Source organism: Paraburkholderia sp. SECH4 (assembly GCF_030511745.1).
GTDB lineage: Bacteria > Pseudomonadota > Gammaproteobacteria > Burkholderiales > Burkholderiaceae > Paraburkholderia > Paraburkholderia madseniana.
Genome location: NZ_JALOCP010000002.1, coordinates 400,495 through 414,589 on the forward strand (window position 1 = coordinate 400,495; position 14,095 = coordinate 414,589).

Sequence of the window (14,095 nt, forward strand, 5' to 3'; positions counted from 1 at the left end):
ATCTATCGTTGCCCGCATCATTGCCGGATTGGGTTTCATGCTGAACTTCCTCGTCAAACGTATCTTTGGCCTGCTGCCGACGCTCTTCATCGTCGCCGTGCTGGTGTTCCTGTTCGTGCATTTGTTGCCCGGTGATCCGGCGCGCCTCGCGGCCGGTCCCGAAGCGGATGAGGCGACCGTTGCGCTGGTGCGTGCCGATCTCGGCCTCGACAAGCCGATGCCGCAGCAATTCGCCAACTTCTTCGTGAAGATCGCGCACGGCGACTTCGGCACGTCCACGCGCAGCAAGCGGCCGGTCAGCCAGGAAATCGGCGAGCGCTTCATGCCGACGTTGTTGCTTACGCTCGCGAGCATGGTGTGGGCGGTGGTGCTCGGCATGGGAATCGGTATCGTCTCGGCGGTGTGGCGTAATCGCTGGCCGGACCGGCTTGGCATGACGCTGGCGGTGTCGGGTATTTCGTTTCCCGCGTTCGCGCTCGGCATGCTGCTGATGGAGATCTTTTCGGTGAAGCTCGGCTGGCTGCCGATCGTCGGCGATGGGTCGTGGAAGAGCTACGTGCTGCCGTCGCTCACGCTCGGCGCGGCGGTGGCGGCGGTGATGGCGCGCTTCACGCGTGCTTCGTTCGTCGAGGTGATGAATGAAGATTTCGTGCGTACCGCACGCGCCAAGGGTGTGCCCGAATGGCTCGTGATCGTCAAACACTGCCTGCGCAACGCGATGATTCCTGTCATCACGATGATGGGGCTGCAATTCGGCTTTCTTCTGGGCGGCTCGATCGTGGTCGAAGTGGTGTTCAACTGGCCGGGGCTCGGGCGCCTGCTGGTGGACGCCGTGGCGATGCGCGACTATCCGGTGATTCAAGCGGAAGTGCTGCTGTTCTCGCTTGAGTTCATCATCATCAACCTGGTGGTGGACGTGCTGTACGCCGTCATCAACCCGACCATCCGTTTCAAGTGAGGCCCGCATGAGCATCTCAGTCACCGAGGCGAATGCGGCCAAGTCCGCCCTCGTAGAAAACGCGATCCGCACACCGTGGAGTGAATTCTGGCGCAAATTCCGTAAGCAGCATGTGGCGCTCGGCGCCGGCATTTTCGTGCTGCTGCTGGTTGCGGTTGCGATTCTCGCGCCGCATATCGTGCCGTACGATCCGGAGAATTTCTTCGACTACGACGCGTTGAACGCGGGCCCTTCGGCCGCGCACTGGTTCGGCGTCGATTCGCTGGGCCGCGATATTTTCAGCCGCATTCTGGCCGGTTCGCGTATTTCGCTCGAGGCCGGTTTTCTGTCGGTGGCGATCGGCGCGGTGATCGGTACGTTCTTCGGTTTGCTGGCCGGTTACTACGAAGGCTGGTGGGACCGCATCACGATGCGCGTTGCCGATGTGCTGTTTGCCTTTCCCGGCATTCTGCTGGCGATCGGTGTGGTCGCAATCCTCGGCAACGGCATGATCAATGTGATCTGCGCGGTGGCGATTTTCAGCATCCCAGCGTTTGCGCGGCTCGTGCGCGGCAATACGCTGATGCTCAAACAACTCACCTATATCGAAGCGGCGCGCAGTATCGGCGCATCGGACTGGACCATCATCGTGCGGCATATTCTGCCGGGGACGATTTCGTCGATCGTGGTGTACTTCACGATGCGGATCGGTACGTCGATCATCACGGCGGCGAGCCTGTCGTTTCTCGGACTCGGCGCGCAACCGCCGATGCCGGAGTGGGGCGCGATGCTCAACGAAGCACGCGCCGACATGGTCACCGCGCCGCATATCGCGCTGTTTCCGAGTCTGGCGATTTTCCTCACCGTGCTGGCATTCAATCTGCTCGGCGACGGTTTGCGCGATGCGCTCGATCCGAAGCTTGACCGGCCATGAGTTTGACTGAAACGGCAGGTGAAAGCGCTCCGCATATCGGTGTGCTACCGAGCGGCCCACGTGGAACGATTGCCGACGTAGAAGGCGTGACGGTCGGACATTGCACGCTGGATGAAGGCGCAGTGCAAACCGGCGTGACCGTGATTCGTCCGCATCGTGGCGATCCTTTTGTGAGTAAGGTGCCGGCTGCGGCTTCGGTGATCAACGGGTTTGGGAAAAGCATCGGGCTCGTGCAGGTTGAGGAGCTCGGCGTGCTGGAGACTCCCATTGCGTTGACCAATACCTTTGGCGTCGCTGCTGTCGCGCAAGCGCAGATTCGCGCGGCTATTCAAGGCAATCCAAAAATCGGACGCGAATGGTCGACCGTCAATCCGTTGGTGTTCGAATGTAATGACGGATACCTGAACGATATTCAGGCATTGGCGGTAAGCGAACGGCATTACAACGATGCATGTGAAGCGGCAAGCGTTGACGTCGCGAGCGGTTCGGTTGGCGCAGGCCGCGGCATGTCTTGCTTCGATCTGAAAGGCGGGATCGGCAATGCGTCGCGTGTCATTGACGTAGCAGGGCGCAGCTATACGGTTGGCGCATTGGTGCTGGCGAACTTCGGCCGCCTGCCGATGCTGACGATCGACGGTGCGCCGCTTGGCCGTGTGCTGGCCGAACGCGCGGCCAAAGCTGTCGCCGCTAGCGCGGCGACATCAGCAACCGCCTCGAAACCCGAACAAGGCTCGATCATCATGATCGTTGCCACCGACGCGCCGCTCGACGCTCGTCAACTCAAGCGTCTGTCATTGCGCGCCGCGGCCGGTCTCGCTCGAACCGGCTCGGTGTATGGCCACGGCAGCGGAGACATCGCGTTGGCGTTTTCAACGGCCTACACTGTGCCGCACGAATCCGACTTTGTCGCTTTGCCGCCCGTGCTTGCCGACGCACACCTCGATCCGCTATTCCGTGCCTGCGCGGACAGCGTCGAGCAAGCGATCGTCGATGCACTATGGAGTGCCACGTCCGTGACGGGCCGCGACGGTCATCATCGCCTGTCGCTGCACGACACCGCACCCGACCTCGCTCAACTTCTCAAGCAATCTTCCTGATGAAAGTCCTGATTTCCGTCGACATCGAAGGCGTGGCCGGCGTGTTCCATCCGGAACAAACGCGCGCGGGCAACGGCGAATACGAAGCCGCGCGCCGCTGGATGACGCTCGAAGCCAACGCCGCAATCGTAGGCGCGTTCGCCGGTGGCGCCACGCATGTGTGGGTCAACGATTCGCATGGCGGTTTTCGCAATCTGCTGCCCGATCTGCTCGACGCACGCGCCCAGATCGTGCTCGGCAAACCACGCACGCTTGGCATGATGGCCGGCCTTGAGTACGGCGCCGCGTTGGTGTTCATGATCGGCTATCACGCCCGGTCGCAAACGCACGGCATTCTCTCGCATACGATCAACAGCTTTGCGTTCGCGCGTGTTTCGCTGAACGGCGTCGAAGTCGGCGAGGCGGGATTGTACGGCGCGCTGGCGGAAGAATATGGCGCACAGGTAGCGCTTTTATCCGGCGACGATGTATTCGCCGAGGAAACCGCGCCGCGTTTTCCCGGCGCGCGTTTCGTGGTCACCAAGAGCGCGACGGGGCATGCGAGCGGCGTCACGCAAACACCGGCAAGCGCTCGCGACGCGATCGAAACTGCAGCGCGCGAAGTGGTTCGGCACTACATCGACAACGGGCATGCGCCGCAAGCCACGCGCGCTGCCGCAAGGCCCGTCGAATGCGAGTTGCGTGTGCAAACCAGCGCGCTTGCCGATCTGTTCTGCCAATGGCCGACGCTCACGCGTATCGACGCTGTCACGTTGCGCTTTGGCGCGGAGTCGGCGGAACATGCGGTGCGCATGCTGAACTGTCTGTCGGCGATGTCGTTCATGCTGCGCTGAGCCGTGTGACGGAGGGTGTGACCGGCGACAGCCTGGCCACCACCTACTGCTGCCGGCTCAACTCCCGCGCTGCGCGATCGATCACATCCGCAACCGCGCCCGCATGCGACACCGGCACGAGATGGCTCGATGAGATCGGCACGATCTTCGCGCCCATCCGGTTGGCCATGAACTGTTCGACTTCGGGCGATATCGCACGGTCTCTCGTCGTCACGATGTACCACGAAGGCTTTTCGCGCCACGCGACCTGACTGACCGTTTCGCTGAAGGCCCTGGCCGAGATTGGCTGTTGCGCGGCGGAGAGCACGCGCGTCAGATTCTCGGGCACGTCGGCGGCGAAGTCGGCGTGATATTTGCTGCGGTCGAGCCAAAGAAAGCCTGTGGAATCCGCGGTGATGGCTTGACCCGCCGGCGCCGGCGCCGCGCGCTTCATCAGGTCCATCGTAGATTCGTGCAGGTCCGGTGCGATCGCCGCCACATAGACGAGACCGGCGACGTTCGGCGCGTTCGCGCCCGCCTCTGTGATTACGACACCGCCCCACGAATGTCCTACGAGGATGGTCGGACCATTCTGGCGCGCGAGAACACGACGGGTGGCGGCGACATCGTCGGCGAGCGACGTGAGCGGATTCTGCACCGAACTCACGTGATAACCCTTCTGCTGCAATTTCGCGACCACACCGTTCCAGCTCGACCCGTCGACGAACGCGCCATGAACCAGCACGACGTTGTGTACGGGGCCGGTCATCGGCGCTGCGCGAGGTTTGGCGGCACTCGCCGTTGGCGCAGCGGGTGCTGCGGGCGTGGGGGCGGTGGCGGCAGGCGTCGCGGGTACTACGGCCGGTGCGGCGGGCGGCGGTGGCGGCTCCGGTGCTTCCGGTGCGCTCGACTCCATGCCCGGCATGTCGGCCGGTTCGGCGGCGGGTTCTGCCGTGGGCGCCGCCGTTTGCGCGAGGGCACCCGCCGCAGCGAAGCAGAGACACAAAGCAGCGGCGCAAAGCAGACGTTTGGGCGACATGTTGAATCTCCGAAGGCAGAAACCTCGACTAGGGCAACATACAGAAGCCCCACGCCAGTGACAATCACTATCCTCGCCGTTAAGTGCGGCGCAGAACCAAGCGCGGGTTGCTCCCAGTATTTAGGTAATATCGGCCGCGGTAAAATTTCAGGTTCTGCCCGGGCAGACCATAAGTCTGATCGGGCGATCGATATCCATACACTGGGGCGCAATTTTGAATAGTGCACAGCAGCAAGATGGCCTGAAGCGCGGGCTTAAGAATCGTCACATCCAGTTGATCGCGCTGGGCGGGGCGATCGGCACGGGCCTGTTTCTCGGCTCCGCCAGCGTGTTGAAGGCTGCCGGCCCGTCGATGATTCTCGGCTACGCGATCGGCGGCATCATCGCCTTCATGATCATGCGCCAGCTCGGCGAAATGGTCGCGCAGGAACCGGTTGCCGGTTCGTTCAGCCACTTCGCGTACAAGTATTGGGGTGATTTTCCCGGTTTTCTGTCCGGCTGGAACTACTGGGTGCTGTACGTGCTCGTGAGCATGGCCGAGCTGACCGCGGTCGGCACCTACGTGCATTACTGGTGGCCGGGCGTGCCCACGTGGGTATCGGCGCTGGTGTGCTTCGCCGTCATCAACGCGATCAATCTCGCTAACGTTAAAGCGTACGGCGAAACCGAATTCTGGTTTGCGATCATCAAGGTGGTGGCGGTGATCGGCATGATCCTGTTCGGCGGCTATCTGCTGATCAGCGGCCATGGCGGTCCGCAAGCGTCGATCACCAATCTCTGGGCCGACGGCGGCTTTTTCCCGCACGGTTTTCATGGCCTGTTCATGATGCTCGCGGTCATCATGTTTTCGTTCGGCGGGCTTGAGCTGATCGGCATTACGGCCGCTGAAGCGGCCGATCCGCAAAAGAGCATTCCGAAAGCCGTGAATCAGGTGATCTACCGGATTCTGATTTTCTACATCTGCTCGCTGGCGGTGCTGCTTTCGTTGTATCCGTGGAATCAGGTCGCGGCCGGCGGCAGCCCGTTCGTGATGATTTTCTCGCAGATCGGCTCGACACTGACCGCGAACATCCTCAACGTGGTGGTGCTGACCGCGGCGCTGTCGGTCTACAACAGCGGCGTGTATGCGAATAGCCGCATGCTCTACGGTCTCGCGGAACAGGGCAATGCGCCGCGTGCGCTCATGAAGGTCGACCGGCGTGGCGTGCCCTATATGGCGATTGGTTTGTCGGCGCTCGCCACGTTCACCTGCGTGATCGTCAACTATCTGATTCCGGCCGAAGCGCTCGGCCTGCTGATGGCGTTGGTGGTGGCCGCGCTGGTGCTGAACTGGGCGCTGATCAGCCTGACGCATCTGAAGTCACGCAAGGCGATGGTGGCGGCGGGCGAGACGCTCGTGTTCAAGTCGTTCTGGTTCCCGGTCAGTAACTGGATCTGCCTCGCTTTCATGGCGCTGATTCTCGTGATTCTGGCCATGACGCCGGGCCTGTCGGTTTCGGTATGGCTCGTGCCCGCGTGGCTGGTCGTGATGTGGCTCGGCTACGTGTTCAAGCGCCGGCGTGCATCAATGCATGGCGGCGCGCAGGTGGCAGGGCGGTAAGGCAGATATTGGGCGCCGGCGCCGTTGGCGTCGGACCGCCCAATGTCGAGAAGCGCTTCAATATCCGGCGGAGCGTCACATATTGCTTGGGCAATTATTGCCTAAGCTGATCAGCCGCGTCGACAGATCGCGGAAATGACATGGCATGGCATGTGTGCGGATCAAGAGGTCGAGTACCAGCCACATTTATCGTCACTCGCTATTGCGCAACCGCCGCACGACAACCCGGGTGACTATTTTGACGAGATCGGAAAGTCGCAAATCAGGTGGATACATCCCCATTCAGTTCCTCATCCGTATCGTCCAAAGCCGTATCTTCCGCGACGTATATTCCGTACGCGACCATTCGCCGATATAGCGTGGCGCGCGAAATTCCGAGGGCCGTCGCCGTTTCTCCCGGCCGGTGATCGTGGCTTAGCAAAGCGGTTTCGATCGCACTGCGCTCGGCTTGTTCGCGTATACGGTCGAGCGTCATCCTTTCTCCGGCCGGCTGCGATTCGAGGTCGAGATCACGGGGTGTCAGCAGCCTGCCTTCGGCCATGACCAGCGCATGGCGCACGCGATTGATCAACTCGCGCACGTTCCCCGGCCAGTGGTAGCTGCACATGGCGTCGATGGCCGATGGCGTGAAGCCGTGAATCTTGTGGGTGCTATCGGTCTTGTACTTCTGCAGGACGTAGTGCGCGAGGATTTCGATGTCCTTGCCGCGTGCGCTCAGCGGCGGTTCGTTGATGCGCAGCACGCACAGGCGATGGAACAGGTCGGTGCGGAAGCGGCCAGCGAGTATCGCGGCTTCGAGGTCGACGTGGGTCGCTGAGATGATGCGTATGTCGACGGGAATCGATTCGTTGCCACCGAGCCGTTCAATTTTGCCTTCCTGCAGAAAGCGCAGCAGGCCCGCCTGGGCTTCGAACGGCATGTCGCCGATTTCATCGAGAAACAGGGTGCCCCCGTTCGCCGACTCGATGCGGCCAATCCTGCGCCCGTCCGCGCCTGTGAACGCGCCACGCTCATAGCCGAACAGTTCAGACTGCAAAAGATGATGCGGAATCGCGCCGCAATTGATCGCAACGAAAGGCGCTTTGCGGCGCGGCGAGCATCTGTGAATCGCGAGGGCGGTGAGTTCTTTTCCGGTACCTGATTGGCCGGAGATGAACACGCTGGCGTTCGTATTGGCGAACTTGCGGATGGTGCTGTAAAGCTGCTGCATGGCTTCGCAGGTGCCCACCATCGTACTGTCATCCGTGAGCAGGGTATCGGCGGCCGTATCGACGTAATCCAATGCCGCCATGCCTCGCGCGTGCCCGAGCGCATGCGAAATCCACTCGGGAGGCAGCGGCAGCGTGACGTAGTCGAAACAAAAATTGCGAATCAGTTCGCGAACCGCCTTGCTTGCCGTTTGGCCTTCAGCAGCGATTGCCACCCAGCCGATCGCAGTCTGGCTCAGACATGCCTTGAGGGTAGGAAAGTCGCGCGGCGTGAAACCGTCGAAATCGATGAGACCGGCGGCGACGCCTGATTTTTTCGTCGCAGCCTCGGCGCCGGCGGCGGTTTTCGCCACGACGACTTCCCAGCCGGCTGAGCGCATCTCCGCGAGGAGCGCGTTGTTAGGTGCGCGAGCAACGCAGATCACACGCCGCAGGGTGTCCGACTGGGGCGAGGGCGTGGACTGCGTTGAGTCGGCCGTCACGCAGGCACTCGTTTGGAATTGGTCAGGTGATTTTGGCATGATATTCCCCCTTGCCGTCTTTCTTATTTCATTGCCCGCCTGAAAATCGGCAGCGCAACGACGTCCGTCGCTTCGATGCTACTCGCTGCGGACGCCGCAAACAAAGAATCTTGATGCTGCGGCTACAGCGCGGTACGCAAAACTTCTATACAGGGATAACGTCCCGACTCGCCGGTGGACAAATGCGCACTTATACCGAGGAAATAAGATTCGAAACGCGTCGCCGATGACCGACGCGCGCAGTGCCGTCTCGTGTTTCCCTGGCAGTGCAACTCGCTCGACCACCTGCTAGCCGCCACTCAAAGTGGGGAGGAGAACCCGGTAGATGTGGATAAACGCCGGCCCCAGCAGGACGGTGAGAAGGGCAGGAAAGATGCAGAAAATGAGCGGAAATAGTAGTTTCAGCGCGATTTTCGATGCCTGTTCTTCGGCGCGCGTCCGGCGGCGTGAGCGCAGCGTGTCCGAAAGCACGCGCAACGAGGCGCCGATGCTGGTGCCGAAACGTTCGGCCTGAACCAGCATTGCGCAAAAGGAATCGACATCCTCGACACCGGTGCGCAAAGCAAGATTGCGTAACGCCTTCTCCTTGGCAAACCCGGAGCGCATTTCGAGCAGCATCAGTTGGAGTTCGCTGGCGACCACCGGGCTGCGCAGTTCGATTTCTCCCGCCACTTTCATCAACGCCGCGTCGAGGCTGAGGCCCGCTTCGACGCACACTGTTAGCAGGTCGAGCGCGTCGGGAAAATCTTCGAAAATTGCCCGCTTGCGCCATGCAATGCGGCGCGTCAGCACGAAATTCGGCAGGTAGTAGCCGATCGCGCCGAGCAGGGCGAGCAGGGACAGCAACACGTACTGCTGCGTCGCGAGCGAGGTATTGGCCAGCCACGTAAGTGCAATCAGCGGCAGCGCGAGCGCGAGCAGGGTTTTCGCGGCGAAATAGAGTGCGGCGGCCCCCTGCGTGCGCCAACCCGCATTCATCATTTGCACGCGTAGTGCCGAGTTTTCCCAGCCCTCAGTCGGGATCGACAGTTTCGAAATCGGCTGCGAAATCTCGGCGAGCTTTTCGAGCCATGCCGAGCCTGACGGCATGGTGCCGGGGTCGGACATGGGGAGGGTGGTCCCGCCTGCCTGTTCGATACGCCGACGCATATCGCGCGGCGAGAATAGCAGCATTGCGGCGAATACCGCGCCGAACACCACGGCGAAAAGGCCGACCAGCAACAGCATATGCATTGAGTCGAGCGTTTGCATGACAGCTCCTTAATTTCCTGATCTGCGGCGCGTGTGCGAAAAGTGCAATCAGACGCGAATTTTCACGATGCGCCGCATCCACAGCACGCCGCATAACATGGAGAACACCACTGTCTCGACGACCTTGAGGCCGGCCGGGTCCTGCCACAGCACTTCGAGGAACGTGGGGTTAAGGACCATCATGAACCCCGCGGTGACAAAGGGCAGCAGGCCAAGTATCCACGCCGACAACTTGCCCTCGGCAGACAGCACGCGGATCTTGTCGAACAGCTTCATACGTTCGCGGATCAGCGTTGCAATGCTGTCCAGTATCTCCGCGAGATTGCCGCCCGTCTCCCGCTGAATGAGGACGGCGATCACGAAGTAACGCAGATCGCGGATCGGCACGCGCGTCGCGAGATTCATCAAGGCCTCGTTCAGTGAGACGCCGTAGTTGATTTCGTCGAAGGTGATGCGGAATTCACCCCCCATCGGCTCGGCGAATTCGGTGCCGACCATGCCGATTGCGCTAGAGAACGCATGTCCTGCGCGTAGCGCGCGGCTAATCATGTCGGCGACGTCAGGCAACTGGCGTTCAAGTTGGCGCAGCCGCTTGCTACGCCGCCGGCTCACATGGAGGAACGGCAGCACTGATGCGGACAAGGCGCCGAGCGCGGCGATCGTCGTCGGTACGGGCGTGAGCGTGGCGAGAGCGAGCACGGTGGCAGGCAGAACGAAAGTCGTACCGATCAACCGCGCAATCGACCACTTGAGCCCGGATTGCTGGATCCACAAGTCGAGCGTCTGGATGCGAGGCAGTTGCATCAGCAGCTTGTCGAGCAGTGCCGACTCACTCAACATGCGCTGCTTCAGGATCGTCAAGCGTTCCTTATGAACCTGGCCGCCGGCGGATAGTGCGCGGATACGCGATTCGATCCGGCGGGCGGCAGGGCCGTGACGATTGTTCCACCACTGGTAACCGCCCTCGAGCGCGAGCACGACAGCGAGGAACAGCAGGATGGCGAATGCATAAAAGATCGGGGTCATGCGTGTCTCCTGAGACCGCAGAGAGTCAATGAGCGGATCGGGTCAGCCGGATCACGTGGTTTCGAAATGCCGTCCGGGATCGTAGATAGCGTCAGGCAATGCAATGCCGAACGCCTGCAAGCGCTCGGCGAATTTGGGCCGCACGCCGGTCGCGCAAAACCGCCCGCGCACGTTGCCGTTCTCGTCCATGCCGGTTCGCTTGAACGTGAAGATTTCCTGCATGTTGATGATGTCGTCCTCCATGCCGGTGATCTCCTGAATGCTAACGATCTTGCGTTTGCCGTCAGTCAGCCGGGCAGCCTGGATCACGACCGAGATGGCCGATGAAACTTGCTGGCGCATGGTTTTGGTCGGCAGCGACAGGCCCCCGAGGTTGATCATGTTTTCGAGGCGAGTCAGTGCATCGCGCGGGGTATTCGCGTGGATGGTGGCGAGCGATCCTTCGTGACCGGTGTTCATCGCGTTGAGCATGTCGAGCGCCTCGGCGCCGCGCACCTCACCGAGGATGATGCGATCAGGCCGCATCCGCAGGGCATTGCGCACCAGCGTGCGCTGCGTGATCTCGCCGCGCCCTTCGATGTTGGGCGGCCGCGTTTCGAGTCGCAGCACGTGCTGCTGCCGCATTTGCAGTTCCGCCGCGTCTTCGATTGTCACAATGCGCTCATCGTCCGGTATGAAGCCGGACAGGACATTGAGCAGCGTCGTCTTGCCGCTGCCGGTCCCTCCCGACACCAGGATGTTCACCTTCGCGCGCGCCAGCGCTTCGAGTACTTCCGCCATCGGCGGCGTGAGGCTCTGCAACTGGACCAGGTCGGAGACTTGCAGCGGATTGACCGCGAAGCGCCGGATCGAGAGCAGCGGTCCGTCGACCGCGGATGGCGGAATGATTGCATTGACCCGTGAGCCATCTGGAAGACGGGCGTCGACCATCGGGCTCGATTCATCGATCCGCCGTCCGACGCGCGACACGATCTTCTCGATCACCTTCATGAGGTGCGCGTCATCGTAGAACGTCACGTCGGTCAGTTCGAGCCGGCCTTTGCGTTCGACGTAGGTGTGCTTGTATGTGTTGACCAGAATGTCGGATATCGTCGGATCGCGCAGCAGGCTTTCCAGAGGACCGAACCCGAACATCTCGTCATGGACGTCGATCACCAGCTGCCGGCGTTCGAGATCGTTGGCCGGCGCTTTCTCTTCTTCGAGAATGCGCGTAATGAGCGCGCCGATTTCGTGACGGATCTGCTCGGAAGGCATTCGCGCCAGACGTTCCAGTTCGACTCGCTCGAGCACGCACTGATGTATTTCCCGTTTCAGTTTCTGGTAAGCACTCCGCGCCATTTGGTTCGGCGAGTACTGTGCGTTTTCGCGTTCGCCGAACGGCTGCACGCGTTGAGCGGAAATCTGTTCACGCAGCGACATGATGGTCTCCTGGGGTGTATTACATAGCCTTGAGCTTCGGTGCCGGGCTGCGTCCGAAGAAGCGGGTGAGCAGCGGCTCGCCCTTCACGCGCACCCCCTCGGGTCCCGCCGACAGGCTGACAATGTTGTTTGCGAGCGCAAGCAGACTGCGCGACACGGTGTTATTGCGGCTCATCTTTGTGATCGGCACGCCGTGGTTCACGGATTCCGACACGGTCTCGGTGTCTTCCGGGATGACCTGATAGGGGTGCATGCCGAGAACTTCCTCCAGCGCGGCCCGTGCGCGCTCCCCATGGCGCGTGTACCGGTTCAGAAGCAGCCGGGTACGGTCAGCCGGATAAGCGAGCGACGCCAGAATCTCCTGCAGACGCCGGCCCGCGCGTACATGCGGCATGCTCGCCTGCAAGACGAGATGGATCTGGTTGCTGCGATCGAGCGCCAGGATGGAGAGCGGATTGATGGACTGGCCGAGATCGAAAATCACCACGTCGTAACGCGGAACGGCGACGCCTAGAATCCATTCGAGCCTTTCCTCCTTGATCTCCGACGCTTTGATAGGGTCGCCGGCGCCGGCGAGTATGTGGAACGTGTCGCTCGCGTGCACGAGGCACGCGTCGAAGAAGGCTGCGTCCATCCGCTCTACCTGCGCACACATCTGCGGCAAGGTCGAGGGTGGTTTTTCGTCGGTGACGAGAAAGGCTGCGTCCCCGAAGAGCTGACTGAGGTCGATCAGCAGCACACGTTTTTGCTGGCTATCCGAGATCGCATGAGCCACGTTGCTGGCGATGAAGCTGGTTCCCGCTCCGCCCTTGCAGGACAGGAACGAAACGATCTGCGTTTCGTGCGCGCCATTTTTTTGCACCAACTGGCTCTCGATGCGCGACAGCGCTTCACCGAGCGAAGCCTTGTTGAGCGGCCAGCCGAGCACGTCGCGAAAGCCGGCGCGCATGGCTTCGATCAGCGTCTGTGGCGACGCATCGGGCATCAGCAGGATCGATGTGACCTGCGGGCGGCGTTGGCACAGTTTGCCGACAACCGGAAGCTCGGCGGTTTCGAGCGACGAAGCGTCGACGATCAGCACGTCGAAGGCGTCGAGGCTATCGCCGCGCTCTACTAGCGACGACGGTCTGCCGGCCACGCGGGTGGTGCGATAGTTGCCGCATTCGCCGATCAGACTCACGATCTGGGACAACCGTGCGGCGTTTTCCGAAGTGATGAGAATGTTGATCATGGTCGTGGCTGCCTGGATATGTTGTGTTATTGACAGACGGTGCCGCCTGTCGACGTCGCGAGACTTTCGCGCGGCAGGGTGGTGGTGAGCGGTGGCATCTTGAGCGTGAGGGGCACGAACGGAATCATGGTTTTCACGCTGACGTTGGTCACGCTGACGGTGACTAACGTGCACGTGCTGCGTGCAGTGGCGGCGTCGGAGTCGCAACCAGAGGGTGTGTACGTAACGCTCACGTTGGACGTGGCGAGCAACGGCAGCAGGTTTGTGATCCTGCTTTTGATCACCGTGGCATCGGCATCGCAGACCGTGGCGGTACGTGCGCCGAGGCGCACCGCTTCACTCGCGGTGTTCCAGTAAAAAAGCGCACGGCTCAGTTCGCAAACGCCGATCAGCAAGGTGCACAAGATGCCTGCGACCAGCGCGAACTCCACGGCGGCAGCACCGCGTTGTGCGCGTAGCCGAAGTGGCCGGGAAACGGGGCTCGGGTTCATGACACTTGCCTCATCACGGTGACGATGTTGCCGAACTTCAGCGTAGACAGATTGAAGTAGTTCAGGATCGGGGAGTACGGATACCCCTTGATCTTGACTTCGACAAGATTGATGCTGCCGGCTGCGTTCGAAGGCCCGGTTCCGTTGTTGTTGTCATAGGTCGGGACGTTGGTGAACTGCGCCGGGTCGGAGGCATCGGCGCAACTGGTCGTGTGCGCGCTGTCGCACACGATCACCATCGAGGTCGTCAAACCGGTTACGAGCTCCGTACCGCTGCCCGGCGCCGCGCAGGTCGTACTGCCATAGACGGCGAGACACTGGGCCTGCGCGAGCGGGTAGGCGCTATCGCTCGGCAGGTAGGTGGACAGATAGCGAGCGGCATCGCGCGTGGCTTTCGTGAGCGCTTCGTACTGGTAAATTGCGTGGCCAAATTCGGCCACGCCGGCGACGAGCATCACGAGCGGAATCAGCACGATGGCGAATTCCACCGCGGCGACACCGCTCATGCGTGCTGGACGGGTAGAGCGTT

13 protein-coding genes are annotated in these 14,095 nt (G+C 61.5%); 5 read left to right on the plus strand and 8 right to left on the minus strand.

Translation table 11 applies throughout. The features are described from left to right. Nucleotides 1-37: 37 nt before the first annotated feature. The 4 genes from gsiC to M0D67_RS04710 are packed head-to-tail and all read left to right on the plus strand — an operon-like array spanning nucleotide 38 to nucleotide 3,801. Complete coding sequence (gene gsiC, locus M0D67_RS04695; RefSeq protein ID WP_154560836.1) at nucleotides 38-958, plus strand: glutathione ABC transporter permease GsiC; 921 nt, start codon at nucleotides 38-40, stop codon at nucleotides 956-958. Between the two features lie 7 nt (nucleotides 959-965). Next, the gene (gene gsiD, locus M0D67_RS04700) at nucleotides 966-1,871 is read left to right on the plus strand and encodes a glutathione ABC transporter permease GsiD (protein ID WP_154560837.1); all 906 of its coding nucleotides are present in this window, start codon (nucleotides 966-968) and stop codon (nucleotides 1,869-1,871) included. Next, complete coding sequence (locus M0D67_RS04705; protein ID WP_154560838.1) at nucleotides 1,868-2,968, plus strand: P1 family peptidase; 1,101 nt, start codon at nucleotides 1,868-1,870, stop codon at nucleotides 2,966-2,968. Before gsiD ends, M0D67_RS04705 begins: the two co-directional genes overlap by 4 nt. Beyond that, on the plus strand, nucleotides 2,968-3,801 hold the full coding sequence (locus tag M0D67_RS04710) for a M55 family metallopeptidase (protein WP_154560839.1): 834 nt from the start codon (nucleotides 2,968-2,970) through the stop codon (nucleotides 3,799-3,801). The genes M0D67_RS04705 and M0D67_RS04710 overlap by 1 nt, the downstream gene beginning before the upstream one ends. Nucleotides 3,802-3,844: 43 nt before the next feature. On the opposite strand, the gene M0D67_RS04715 is transcribed toward M0D67_RS04710, so the two are convergent. Beyond that, nucleotides 3,845-4,819 (minus strand): alpha/beta fold hydrolase, encoded by a 975-nt coding sequence (locus M0D67_RS04715; RefSeq protein ID WP_154560840.1) that lies wholly within the window; start codon nucleotides 4,817-4,819, stop codon nucleotides 3,845-3,847. A gap of 214 nt (nucleotides 4,820-5,033) precedes the next feature. Between M0D67_RS04715 and M0D67_RS04720 the strand changes: the two genes are divergently transcribed. Beyond that, complete coding sequence (locus M0D67_RS04720) at nucleotides 5,034-6,419, plus strand: amino acid permease (protein WP_154560841.1); 1,386 nt, start codon at nucleotides 5,034-5,036, stop codon at nucleotides 6,417-6,419. 262 nt (nucleotides 6,420-6,681) lie between these two features. Here the strand turns inward: M0D67_RS04720 and M0D67_RS04725 are convergent, their stop codons facing one another. From M0D67_RS04725 to M0D67_RS04755, 7 genes are all read right to left on the minus strand, one after another. Then, nucleotides 6,682-8,109: a sigma-54 dependent transcriptional regulator gene (locus M0D67_RS04725; protein WP_266237533.1), complete on the minus strand. Its 1,428-nt coding sequence runs from the start codon at nucleotides 8,107-8,109 to the stop codon at nucleotides 6,682-6,684. Nucleotides 8,110-8,436: 327 nt separating this feature from the next. Continuing rightward, the gene (locus M0D67_RS04730) at nucleotides 8,437-9,399 is read right to left on the minus strand and encodes a type II secretion system F family protein (RefSeq protein ID WP_154560843.1); all 963 of its coding nucleotides are present in this window, start codon (nucleotides 9,397-9,399) and stop codon (nucleotides 8,437-8,439) included. Between the two features lie 48 nt (nucleotides 9,400-9,447). Next, nucleotides 9,448-10,425, minus strand: coding sequence for a type II secretion system F family protein (locus tag M0D67_RS04735; protein ID WP_171926122.1), 978 nt, complete (start codon nucleotides 10,423-10,425; stop codon nucleotides 9,448-9,450). A gap of 51 nt (nucleotides 10,426-10,476) precedes the next feature. Beyond that, nucleotides 10,477-11,844 carry a CpaF family protein gene (locus M0D67_RS04740; protein ID WP_154560845.1) on the minus strand — a complete coding sequence of 456 codons (1,368 nt, stop codon included), beginning with the start codon at nucleotides 11,842-11,844 and terminating at the stop codon, nucleotides 10,477-10,479. A gap of 19 nt (nucleotides 11,845-11,863) precedes the next feature. Continuing rightward, nucleotides 11,864-13,075 carry an AAA family ATPase gene (locus M0D67_RS04745; RefSeq protein ID WP_154560846.1) on the minus strand — a complete coding sequence of 404 codons (1,212 nt, stop codon included), beginning with the start codon at nucleotides 13,073-13,075 and terminating at the stop codon, nucleotides 11,864-11,866. A gap of 26 nt (nucleotides 13,076-13,101) precedes the next feature. Beyond that, on the minus strand, nucleotides 13,102-13,566 hold the full coding sequence (locus tag M0D67_RS04750; protein ID WP_171926123.1) for a TadE/TadG family type IV pilus assembly protein: 465 nt from the start codon (nucleotides 13,564-13,566) through the stop codon (nucleotides 13,102-13,104). Further along, nucleotides 13,563-14,072, minus strand: a complete 510-nt coding sequence (locus tag M0D67_RS04755; protein ID WP_266237660.1) for a TadE/TadG family type IV pilus assembly protein — start codon at nucleotides 14,070-14,072, stop codon at nucleotides 13,563-13,565. Before M0D67_RS04755 ends, M0D67_RS04750 begins: the two co-directional genes overlap by 4 nt. Nucleotides 14,073-14,095 lie beyond the last annotated feature (23 nt).

Excerpts from the sequence above, each read along its gene's own strand:
- gsiC (WP_154560836.1), top strand. The coding sequence starts at position 38 with ATGCTGAACTTCCTCGTCAAACGTATCTTTGGCCTGCTGCCGACGCTC.
- gsiD (WP_154560837.1), top strand. The coding sequence starts at position 966 with ATGAGCATCTCAGTCACCGAGGCGAATGCGGCCAAGTCCGCCCTCGTA.
- M0D67_RS04705 (WP_154560838.1), top strand. The coding sequence starts at position 1,868 with ATGAGTTTGACTGAAACGGCAGGTGAAAGCGCTCCGCATATCGGTGTG.
- M0D67_RS04710 (WP_154560839.1), top strand. The coding sequence starts at position 2,968 with ATGAAAGTCCTGATTTCCGTCGACATCGAAGGCGTGGCCGGCGTGTTC.
- M0D67_RS04715 (WP_154560840.1), bottom strand. The coding sequence starts at position 4,819 with ATGTCGCCCAAACGTCTGCTTTGCGCCGCTGCTTTGTGTCTCTGCTTC.
- M0D67_RS04730 (WP_154560843.1), bottom strand. The coding sequence starts at position 9,399 with ATGCAAACGCTCGACTCAATGCATATGCTGTTGCTGGTCGGCCTTTTC.
- M0D67_RS04735 (WP_171926122.1), bottom strand. The coding sequence starts at position 10,425 with ATGACCCCGATCTTTTATGCATTCGCCATCCTGCTGTTCCTCGCTGTC.
- M0D67_RS04740 (WP_154560845.1), bottom strand. The coding sequence starts at position 11,844 with ATGTCGCTGCGTGAACAGATTTCCGCTCAACGCGTGCAGCCGTTCGGC.
- M0D67_RS04745 (WP_154560846.1), bottom strand. The coding sequence starts at position 13,075 with ATGATCAACATTCTCATCACTTCGGAAAACGCCGCACGGTTGTCCCAG.
- M0D67_RS04750 (WP_171926123.1), bottom strand. The coding sequence starts at position 13,566 with ATGAACCCGAGCCCCGTTTCCCGGCCACTTCGGCTACGCGCACAACGC.
- M0D67_RS04755 (WP_266237660.1), bottom strand. The coding sequence starts at position 14,072 with ATGAGCGGTGTCGCCGCGGTGGAATTCGCCATCGTGCTGATTCCGCTC.